Consider the following 10086-nt stretch of genomic DNA (forward strand, 5'->3'; position numbering starts at 1 on the left):
GTTTAAAGTTCCCAATCCAACAACTTTAAACCTTAAACTTTAAACTATTTTTTATTCTAAAGTAACTAATTTATCTACGCTCCAAGCTTCCGGTTTGTCGTTGAATAATTTCTTGGTGAATGTCCAAACATCGTAAAAAAGTTCGGAATTTCTGTAATTTTCTAAATCAGCTTCGGTTTCCCAATAGCTGTAGGTAAAGAAAATACTTTTATTGTTTTTATCTTGATACAATTCTAAGAAACGATTTCCGGGCGCATTTCGTATTTTATCTTTCATCAACTCGAAGTTTTCTAAAAATGCAGGAATATGTTCCTTGTGAAAACTCAATTTTACTATTCGTACAAACATTTAGATTTATGATTTAAGAATGATGATTAACGATTTTAGATTTTGAAACTGATTACTGAACACTGCTATCTGAATACTATATTTATTAGATCTCTATAATTCAATCCCAGTAAGCTATTCGCAGAACCTACTTTAGAAGGATTGCTTCTGAAAATGGCAATTTCAAGAAAACCGGCTTCGTTGAAAATGGCTAATTTTTCGCCTTCATACGATTTAATCGGATATTTTTCAGAACTCGCTATTGCGGAATAATTGGGCAAAATTGTTTTGATATTTTTAGTTTTCAAAACAATTTCATACGGTCTTCCTTTGGCAACTTCAATAAAATATTTTTTAGAAATATTGGTAATTACATTTCCAAAATGATCAATGTAAATCACATGACCTTTTAATGAATTCCCGTCATCTGAAATAGTGGCTTGCAGATTTGTAACTTGCTTAATCGTATTTATTTCTTTGCCAATAACATTCATTAAGCCGCCTTTGGCTAAATGGCAGGCTACTTTTACAAATACATCCAGATCGGTAGCTTCGTTTGGTAAACGATCGTGAATATTAATTGCGACCATTTTTTGAGGAACAATTTTTTGCGAAAGCATACTTAAAATCCCATTATCAGCTGCAATAAAATAATGATCGTTCCATTGCATTACAATATGTTGGTTCTCCTTATTGGATTCCATATCCACTCCTACAAGATGAACCGTACCTTTTGGAAAGCTAGCATAGGAAGCTCCAATAATGTAACTTGCTTCTAATGTGTTGAATGGGTCAATATCATGTGAAATATCAATGATTTTAGCTTCGGAATACTCAGATAAAATCTTCCCTTTTAACGCACCTACAAAGTGGTCTTTCAAGCCGTAATCGGTAGTTAGGGTAATTATTGACATAAATTTGTTTATAACTATTTGGTGTTATGTAAACCTTATTTTATTAAATTTGAGAAGTGCAAAGCTAATAATAGTAAACTCAAAAAACGAAAAACAAAAAACAATTTCTATTTAAAAACAAGAAATATACCCGACAGCCAATTGATTTATAAAAAAATTAATTCTAATTTAAAACTACCTCATTTGAACGAAAGAATAATCGAGCTAATAGACATCGCTCCAAAAGATTTTTGGGGCGCTCAAGACACTCATCTTGAAACAATTAAAAGATACTATCCAAAATTAAAAATTGTCGCTCGGGGAACCACTTTAAAAGCTTTTGGAGAAAAAGAGGTTTTAGACGAGTTCGAAAAACGTTTTCAGCGGTTAATGCTACATTTTACACGTTACAACACTATCGACGACAATGTTATTGAGCGTGTTATTCTAAGCGACGGTCAAGACGAGAAAAAAGTATTGGGACATGATAAGATTTTAGTACATGGAGTAGGAGGAAAAATCATCAAACCTATGACACCCAATCAACAATTGTTGGTGGATACCATGGAAAAAAATGATATGGTTTTTGCAGTGGGACCAGCGGGAACCGGAAAAACGTATACTGGTGTCGCGATGGCCGTAAAAGCACTGAAAGAAAAGCAAGTCAAACGTATCATACTGACGCGTCCAGCAGTAGAAGCAGGGGAGAACCTTGGTTTTTTACCCGGCGATATGAAAGAAAAATTAGATCCTTACATGCAGCCTTTGTATGATGCGTTGCGCGATATGTTGCCTAACGAAAAACTGGAAGATTATATTTTAAAGGGAATTATCCAGATCGCACCATTAGCATTCATGCGTGGTAGAACGTTAGACAATGCTTTTGTAATTTTGGATGAAGCACAAAATACAACACATTCTCAAATGAAAATGTTTTTGACACGTATGGGCAAAAGTGCTAAATTTATGATTACAGGAGATCCTGGTCAAGTCGATTTACCACGTAGAACCATTTCAGGTCTTAAAGAAGCTTTGTTAGTTTTAAAAGACGTCGAGGGAATTGGGATTATTTATCTGGATGACAAAGACATTGTAAGACACCGATTAGTTAAAAAAGTAATTGATGCTTACAAGATGATTGAGAATAACGATTAGGAAATACAGAAAATTTTTTTTAAAAGCGTAAAAGGAATTTATTTTCAGTAGAAAATAGATTCCTTTTACGCTTTATTATTTTAAAGTAAAAATGGATTTTCTTTACGGATTAAAATAAAAATCAATCGATTCCTTTTGTATCTCTTCAAAATGCAATAAATTTGGAATTAATAAAATGTCAGTTAAAAAGAAATGATTTTAAAAGAAAAAATTAAAGTAGTTATTAGTGATTTAGATGGAACTTTACTCAATTCAGATCACAAAATATCCCAATATACCAAAACTGTTTTTCAAGAACTCCACAATCAAAATTATTTAATAATTGTAGCAACTGGTCGGCATCACTTGGATGCAATGCCTATTGTAGCAGGATTGGATGTTCCTCTTTATTTAGTTACCTCAAATGGTGCACGCATACACTCTCCAGAGAAAGAACTTCTTTTTTCTTTTAATATGGAAAGCGATGCTGTTAAATCCGTCTTGTCATTAGATATTGATCCTGAAATCACAACAGTATTGTTTAGAGAAAATGTTTGGCAAACAAACAAGCACAATGAAAAACTAAATGCATTTCAACCAGAAGTAAATTATCATCCTGAACTGGTAGATTTTGATAGTTTGGAAGATTTAAGTGCAATCAAAGTATTCTTCACACACCATAAACATTCGAAATTAATTGAATTAAGGGATCGGATTTTAGAGGACCATACAGGCCTTTTTAGTCATGCCTTTAGTCTTCCGCTGTGTTTGGAATTCATGGATAAATCAGTAGACAAAAGTATTGCAATTGCAAAAATTTTAGAAAAAGAGAATTTTGTTTTTAATGAAGCTATATCTTTTGGTGACGGATATAATGATGAAAATATGCTTAATTCTTCGGGTAAAGGCTTAGTAATGGGAAATGCTCCCGATAGTTTAAAGAATAAACTTTCTCATTTAGAAGTAATACTAAGTAATGATAATGAAGGAGTAGCTAAATATATAGCAAAACAACTATTAAATAGTTGAAAATTTTAAATGAATACTTTTAAAAAATAATTTTAGAATCCATTTTTAATAAAAACAGTAAAATGAATAAAAAACTAACCCTTGTTATCTGTATTTTGTTTTCCATAACAATACAAAGTCAAGCCCTTAAACTCGAAGAAATCATGAAAGGCAACACTTTCATTGGTGCGCAACCAGAAAATGAAAGATGGTCTTTAGATGGACAAAAAGTTTATTTTGACTGGAATCCTAATAATGAATTGGGTACAAGTACTTATTTTTGGAAAAACGGATTGTCAAAACCAGAACTAGCATCGCCAAATGAAGCTGCTTTTTCAAAATTAGATTTCAAAAAAACAGCCAATCCGGATTTGTATTATTACATCGATAAAGGAAGATTATTTTCATATTCTTTAAAAAGTAAAACAGCTAAAAAACTATACCAACAAAGCAGTCCGATTGCTAATTTGCAAATGAGTTCTGTGCCTGGAATACTTTATTTTAGACAAAATGAAAACCTCTTTCAGTTCAATACCAATGAAGGTTCTATTATTCAAATTACTAATTTCAGACGAGGAAAAGGAGAAGATGCCACAACGGAAAAAGAATCTTTTTTGAAAAGCCAACAGGAGGAATTGTTTCAATTTGTTAGAGATCAGGAAGCGCTTAAAAAATGGAATTTAGCAAAATCAAAAACTACAAAATCGGATTTTCCAAAGCCTTATTATTATGGAAAAAATACTTTTGGAAGCTTAAAAGTGGATCCAAAAGGAAATTTTGCGACTTTCAGATTAATAGAAGATTCAGAACGTAAGAATGAAAAAATGGAACTTTTCATTACTGCCGATGGGTACAACCAAATAGAAGATACGAAGGAAAAAGTTTCTGTAGAAAATTTGTTGGCAACCAAATTCGGAGTGTATAACATCGCCAAAGATTCTGTTTATTTCGTGAATTTTTCATCGTTGAGTCACATTCAGGATGTTCCAAAATATTTTGAATTGTACGAAAAATCAAAAACGTCAGAAAAAAAGAACAAACTAATCGTGGTTCAGGAACCTGTTTACAATGAAAATGGCTCTTACGCTATTGCTGAAATCAGAAGTCAGGATAACAAAGACCGATGGATTGTCAGTTTAAATTTAGAAAATGGAACTTTTCAGGAATTAGACCATCAACATGATGAAGCTTGGATTGGCGGACCCGGAATTCCTTCTAATTCTTATGGAAGAGGGACACTTGGATTTTTAGGAGACAATGAAACCGCATATTTCCAATCAGAAGAAACGGGTTATTCTCATTTGTATAGCTATAATTTAAAGTCAAAAAAGAAAACCCAACTGACCAAAGGAAATTGGGAAGTGCGCAACGTGACTTTGGCAAAAGATAAAAAGTCTTTTTATTTGATCACAACGACTACGCAACCGGGAAACAGAAATTGCTATAAATTGGAAGTTTCAAATCCGGTTTTACAACCTATTTTAATTAAAGATGGCGCTCATGAGGTGAGTTTGTCTCCAGATGAAAGTACTTTATTGGTGCGTTATTCGTATAAAAATAAACCTTGGGAATTGTATGTAGCTCCTAATAAAAAGAATGCAAACTTAAATCAGATAACGTCTTCCACATCGGAAAGTTTTAAAGGATATTCTTGGCGTGAACCGGAAGTAATTACCTTCAAAGCGCAGGATGGAACTCCCGTAAATGCCAGATTGTACAAGCCACAAACTGCCAATGCGAATAAAGCTGCCATCTTGTTTGTTCATGGTGCCGGTTATTTGCAAAACGCACATAACTATTGGAGTACGTATCACAGAGAATACATGTTTCATAATTTATTGGTAGACTTGGGGTATACCGTTTTGGATATTGATTATAGAGGCAGCGATGGATATGGACGTGATTTTAGAACTGGAATTTACCGTTTTATGGGTGGAAAAGATTTAACAGATCAAATTGACGGAAAGAAATATCTGGTCGAGAATCATGGAATTGACGCGTCAAGAGTTGGAATTTATGGAGGTTCTTATGGAGGTTTCATCACGTTGATGGGAATGTTGACGACTCCTAAAGAGTTTGCTTCGGGAGCTGCATTGCGTTCCGTTACTGATTGGGCACATTACAATCATGGCTATACCGGAAACATTCTTAATTTCCCGGAAACAGATCCAGATGCCTATAAAAAAAGTTCGCCAATCTATTTTGCCGATAATTTACAAGGCGATTTATTGATGCTTCACGGAATGGTAGATGACAATGTAGAGTACAAAGATATTGTTCGTCTGTCTCAGCGTTTTATTGAATTAGGTAAGAAAAAATGGAGTTTATCAAGTTTCCCAGTGGAAGCACATGGTTTTAAAGAAACCTATTCATGGGTTGATGAATACAGCCGAATATTAAATTTATTCAACAATACGTTGCTTAAAAAATAACTTTAGAGATAAAAATGAAATTTAAGAGTTCTGTTCTTTGCGAAACTCTATGAAATAGTTTTAAATTTGCAGGAACAAAAATAAACACACACAACTAGTATAATGAGCAATACCATCACAACTACGGATTTTAATTTTCCAAACCAAAAATCTGTTTACCGCGGCAAAGTAAGAGAAGTGTATAACATCAATGATGACCTTTTGGTTATGGTAGCTACAGACAGGCTTTCGGCTTTTGATGTAGTTTTACCAAAAGGAATTCCATATAAAGGTCAAATTCTAAATCAGATTGCTACAAAATTCATGGAATTAACACAGGATATTGTTCCGAACTGGTTGATTGCAACTCCTGATCCTAATGTTGCCGTAGGTCATTTATGTATCCCTTTTAAAGTAGAAATGGTCATTCGCGGTTATCTTTCAGGTCATGCTGCTCGTGAATATGCGCTTGGCAAAAGAGAAATTTGTGGAGTGAACATGCCAGATTATTTGAAAGAAAATGATAAATTTCCGGAACCTATCATTACGCCGACCACAAAAGCGGATAACGGAGAACATGATGCTGATATTTCTCGTGAGGATATTTTATCAAAAGGAATTGTTTCCGAAGATGATTATGTTGTTTTAGAAAAATTCACAAGAGATTTGTTTCAAAGGGGATCTGAAATTGCAGCCAGTCGTGGTTTGATTTTAGTGGACACTAAATATGAATTCGGTAAAACTAAAGAAGGTGTAATTGTTTTGATTGACGAAATTCACACACCGGATTCTTCTCGTTATTTTTACGCCGAAGGATATCAGGAACGTCAAAACAAAGGCGAAGAGCAAAAACAATTATCGAAAGAGTTTGTTCGTCGTTGGTTAATCGAAAATGGTTTTCAAGGACTAGAAGGACAACAAATTCCAAATATGACGGATGAATACATTCAAACAGTTTCTGAAAGATATATCGAATTATACGAAAATATCTTAGGAGAGAAATTTGTAAAAGCAGACATCAGTAATATAGACGAAAGAATTGAGAAAAATGTCTTGGAATATTTAGCCAATAGATAATTATTTTCTTAAAAGATAAATGCAAAACCGCAATTCATAATTCTGAATTGCGGTTTTTTTATTTTTTAAATACGGATTCGTAGCAAGTAATCCATTCTTGAACGGACATTTTTTGAACGAGTTCAGCAATTAAGTCAAACGGAATTTGGTCCATCTTCTTAAATCGGATGCAACTTTTTCCCATGTCTAATTTTTGTGTGCTGTGTTTTGCATATTCGGTAACAAACCAATTCAGTAATTTCGGCTTAGCATAAATTCCCATGTGGTACAGCGCGATAAAATTTTTCTGGGATGCAATGCCTATAAAAGGTAACGGAAGTTTCGGTTCGCAATGATATCCATCAGGATAAATAGAATGTGGAACTACATAGCCAATCATACCGTATGACATTTGTTCAACAAATCCTTTTGGAATATTCTCTAGAATAGTCTCTCTAAGTTTTGTGAAAGCTTCTTTTCTCTCCTCAGGAATTGCTTCTAAATACGCTTCAATTGATGTGGCAGTTGATTGCATTTTAAGAATTGTTTGAGTAAAGTTACTAAAAAAACCGCAATTCATAATTTGAACTGCGGTTTTTTAGCCCCGATAGCAGTGGAAATCCTTTTCCTTTTTGCTGCCAAAAAGGAAAAGATTATAACGGATAGCGGGATTAGCTCCAAAAGCTATTTGAAATAAGAGAATGTTTCTTCGTTTTCTAACTTCAACAAGGTTTCATAAATTAATTTGATCACGTTTTCAACGTCATCACGATGCACCATTTCAACCGTAGTATGCATGTAACGCAACGGCAATGATATCAATGCTGAGGCTACGCCACCATTACTGTATGCAAATGCATCGGTATCGGTACCCGTAACACGAGAAGAAGCTAATCTTTGGAATGGAATTTCGTTTGCCATGGCAGTTTCTAAAATCAATTCTCTCAAATTATTCTGAACAGCCGGCGCATACGTTACTACAGGACCTTTACCAATTTTTGTGTCACCTTCAATTTTCTTATCAATCATTGGAGTAGTAGAGTCATGACAAACATCGGTAACAATCGCTACGTTTGGTTTGATGGTTTTGGTAATCATTTCAGCACCTCGAAGACCTACTTCTTCCTGAACCGAATTGGTAATGTACAATCCGAAAGGAAGTTTTATTTTGTTTTCGTGTAATAAACGAGCCACTTCGGCAATCATGAACCCACCCATACGGTTGTCAATAGCGCGACAAACAAATTTATTTTCGTTCAAAATCATGAATTCATCAGGATACGTAATCACACAACCTACATGAACACCCATTTTATCAACTTGCTCTTTGGTTTCACAACCAATGTCAATGAAGAGATTGTCAACTTTTGCCACTTCTTCTTTACTTCTATTTCTCGTATGAATCGCAGGCCATCCAAAAACTCCTTTTACAATACCGTTTTTAGTATGTATATTGACACGTTTTGAAGGGGCAATTTGATGATCTGAACCACCGTTTCTAATCACATAGATTAATCCGTCATCCGTAATGTAATTAACGTACCAGGAAATTTCGTCAGCATGACCCTCAATTACTACCTTATAAGGTGCATCCGGATTTATGATTCCTACCGCTGTACCGTAGGTATCCGTTATAAAAGTATCAACATAAGGTTTTAAATAATCCATCCATAATTTTTGGCCACCACTTTCATAACCGGTAGGGGAAGCATTATTAAGATAGTTTTCTAAAAAGTCAAGTGACGACTTGTTTAATATTGATTTAGTGCTCATAAAATTATTTTTTTGCTAAATTATAAATTTGGCATTACAGTTGTATATATAATGTATAATTTTGGCAATTAAATTTCCCTACATGAAGCTAATTAAATTTTTGTTGCTTGTTCTTTTTACCACGATGTCTGTTAATGCACAGGTAATACCTCAGGATACCACAAAGATGGGCTATGAGTTAGAAAATGACGAATCCATTCTCAACGATACAATTCAATTACCGGAAGTATTAATATATAAGGAGAAAATGGATCCCGATGCAAGAAAACAATTTTTATTACTTCAAAGTCGTGTTTTTAAAACGTATCCTTATGCAAAACTAGCTTCGGAGCGATTGACGATTCTGAATAAAGGAATGGCAAACCTCAAAACAAATAAAGAGAAAAAAAGGTACTTTAAGATAGTTGAAAGTTATTTGAGTGAGGAGTTCGAAGCTAAACTCAAAAAACTCTCCCGTAAACAAGGTCAAATATTGGTAAAGTTAATTCATCGTCAAACAGGTACTACAACTTATGAATTGGTAAAAAACCTTAAAAGTGGCTGGAAAGCATTCTGGTCTAATACGGCCGCAAGTATGTTTGACATCAATTTAAAAACAAAATATGCGCCTTTCGATGTTAATGAAGACTATCTGATAGAAACCATATTAGTTCGGGCATTTGATTCCGGAAGATTACAAAATCAGAATCCAGCAAAACCAGTTGATTATAGCAATTTAAACGATTCCTGGGAGTCCAAAGCTGAAACCCTAAAAAAATAATTATCATTAGAGCGTTTCGCCATATATAAAGAGAGTCAATTAATCTAGGGATTAGTTGACTCTCTTTATATGTGGCGTCGGGCTATTCGCTACAAGTCCTCGTCCCGCCAAAAAAAAGGCGGTACTGTGGGCTTTTTGCTCCTATCCCTAACGCGAGCTTGTGTAAGGCGGAGCTTTTTGATTATTCGAATAATTCAGAATGACATCTAGACGACATATTTTGCTACCTTATATATAGGAGAGAATTTAAAAGGGATGTTTGTTATTATATAAGGTATAGGATAAAACTCTTATTTAGATCAATGTTTTGTTGAAATACATGTAAGGGAAGGTGTTTTGAATGTTCGGATCGTATTTAAGATCAGTAAAAGCGGTAATATTGATTAAGATCCGCAAGATTTACTAGATTAGTAATGGTAGTTGAAAGCGGTCCATCGTAACAGAAACAGGGTATTTTGCGAAGAAAGGTTGTTTGTGGGTTGTTTGATTGATGTTTTATTAAAAAAAGATTTGGTTTCAAAAAACGTTATATCAGTTAGTTAAAGATTAGGTTAAGAAAATATTAAAAAAAGCGTTTAAAAAAGCTTGAATAACTGAATAAATGGTGTAGTTTTGCACCCGCAATGGCGCAGAAGTTCTTTAAAATACTGGCAAGTTAATTAGATCGAGAGGGAAAATTTATTTTCTAAAAAAGATTTAAAAAAGCTTGTGAGATTAGAAAACG

The 10086-nt window shown here is 34.0% G+C and carries 9 protein-coding genes; 5 read left to right on the plus strand and 4 right to left on the minus strand.

Features of this window, described 5'->3' with window-relative positions; genetic code table 11:
* Window positions 1-51 precede the first annotated feature (51 nt).
* Window positions 52-348, minus strand: coding sequence for a putative quinol monooxygenase (locus ACNQGD_RS13225; protein ID WP_417999608.1), 297 nt, complete (start codon window positions 346-348; stop codon window positions 52-54).
* Between the two features lie 65 nt (window positions 349-413).
* Complete coding sequence (locus ACNQGD_RS13230; RefSeq protein WP_417999609.1) at window positions 414-1241, minus strand: SAM hydrolase/SAM-dependent halogenase family protein; 828 nt, start codon at window positions 1239-1241, stop codon at window positions 414-416.
* Between the two features lie 183 nt (window positions 1242-1424).
* On the opposite strand from ACNQGD_RS13230, the gene ACNQGD_RS13235 reads away from it, so the two are divergent.
* From ACNQGD_RS13235 to ACNQGD_RS13250, 4 genes are all read left to right on the plus strand, one after another.
* Window positions 1425-2375 (plus strand): PhoH family protein, encoded by a 951-nt coding sequence (locus ACNQGD_RS13235; protein ID WP_417995309.1) that lies wholly within the window; start codon window positions 1425-1427, stop codon window positions 2373-2375.
* A gap of 192 nt (window positions 2376-2567) precedes the next feature.
* On the plus strand, window positions 2568-3383 hold the full coding sequence (locus ACNQGD_RS13240; protein WP_417999610.1) for a Cof-type HAD-IIB family hydrolase: 816 nt from the start codon (window positions 2568-2570) through the stop codon (window positions 3381-3383).
* A 62-nt stretch (window positions 3384-3445) separates the two neighbouring features.
* Window positions 3446-5794, plus strand: a complete 2349-nt coding sequence (locus ACNQGD_RS13245) for a S9 family peptidase (protein ID WP_417999611.1) — start codon at window positions 3446-3448, stop codon at window positions 5792-5794.
* A 102-nt stretch (window positions 5795-5896) separates the two neighbouring features.
* Window positions 5897-6850 (plus strand): phosphoribosylaminoimidazolesuccinocarboxamide synthase, encoded by a 954-nt coding sequence (locus tag ACNQGD_RS13250; protein ID WP_417999612.1) that lies wholly within the window; start codon window positions 5897-5899, stop codon window positions 6848-6850.
* A 58-nt stretch (window positions 6851-6908) separates the two neighbouring features.
* On the opposite strand, the gene ACNQGD_RS13255 is transcribed toward ACNQGD_RS13250, so the two are convergent.
* Window positions 6909-7364, minus strand: a complete 456-nt coding sequence (locus ACNQGD_RS13255; protein ID WP_417999613.1) for a DUF1801 domain-containing protein — start codon at window positions 7362-7364, stop codon at window positions 6909-6911.
* A gap of 149 nt (window positions 7365-7513) precedes the next feature.
* Entirely contained in the window at window positions 7514-8602 is a 1089-nt protein-coding gene (locus ACNQGD_RS13260; protein ID WP_417997257.1) for a M42 family metallopeptidase, read from the minus strand.
* Window positions 8603-8684: 82 nt separating this feature from the next.
* Between ACNQGD_RS13260 and ACNQGD_RS13265 the strand changes: the two genes are divergently transcribed.
* Window positions 8685-9362: a DUF4294 domain-containing protein gene (locus ACNQGD_RS13265; RefSeq protein WP_417999614.1), complete on the plus strand. Its 678-nt coding sequence runs from the start codon at window positions 8685-8687 to the stop codon at window positions 9360-9362.
* Window positions 9363-10086 lie beyond the last annotated feature (724 nt).

The organism is Flavobacterium glucosi (assembly GCF_048286535.1).
Classification (GTDB): Bacteria; Bacteroidota; Bacteroidia; order Flavobacteriales; family Flavobacteriaceae; genus Flavobacterium.

Excerpts from the sequence above, each read along its gene's own strand:
- ACNQGD_RS13255 (WP_417999613.1), bottom strand. The coding sequence starts at position 7,364 with ATGCAATCAACTGCCACATCAATTGAAGCGTATTTAGAAGCAATTCCT.
- ACNQGD_RS13225 (WP_417999608.1), bottom strand. The coding sequence starts at position 348 with ATGTTTGTACGAATAGTAAAATTGAGTTTTCACAAGGAACATATTCCT.
- ACNQGD_RS13230 (WP_417999609.1), bottom strand. The coding sequence starts at position 1,241 with ATGTCAATAATTACCCTAACTACCGATTACGGCTTGAAAGACCACTTT.
- ACNQGD_RS13265 (WP_417999614.1), top strand. The coding sequence starts at position 8,685 with ATGAAGCTAATTAAATTTTTGTTGCTTGTTCTTTTTACCACGATGTCT.
- ACNQGD_RS13245 (WP_417999611.1), top strand. The coding sequence starts at position 3,446 with ATGAATAAAAAACTAACCCTTGTTATCTGTATTTTGTTTTCCATAACA.
- ACNQGD_RS13260 (WP_417997257.1), bottom strand. The coding sequence starts at position 8,602 with ATGAGCACTAAATCAATATTAAACAAGTCGTCACTTGACTTTTTAGAA.
- ACNQGD_RS13240 (WP_417999610.1), top strand. The coding sequence starts at position 2,568 with ATGATTTTAAAAGAAAAAATTAAAGTAGTTATTAGTGATTTAGATGGA.
- ACNQGD_RS13250 (WP_417999612.1), top strand. The coding sequence starts at position 5,897 with ATGAGCAATACCATCACAACTACGGATTTTAATTTTCCAAACCAAAAA.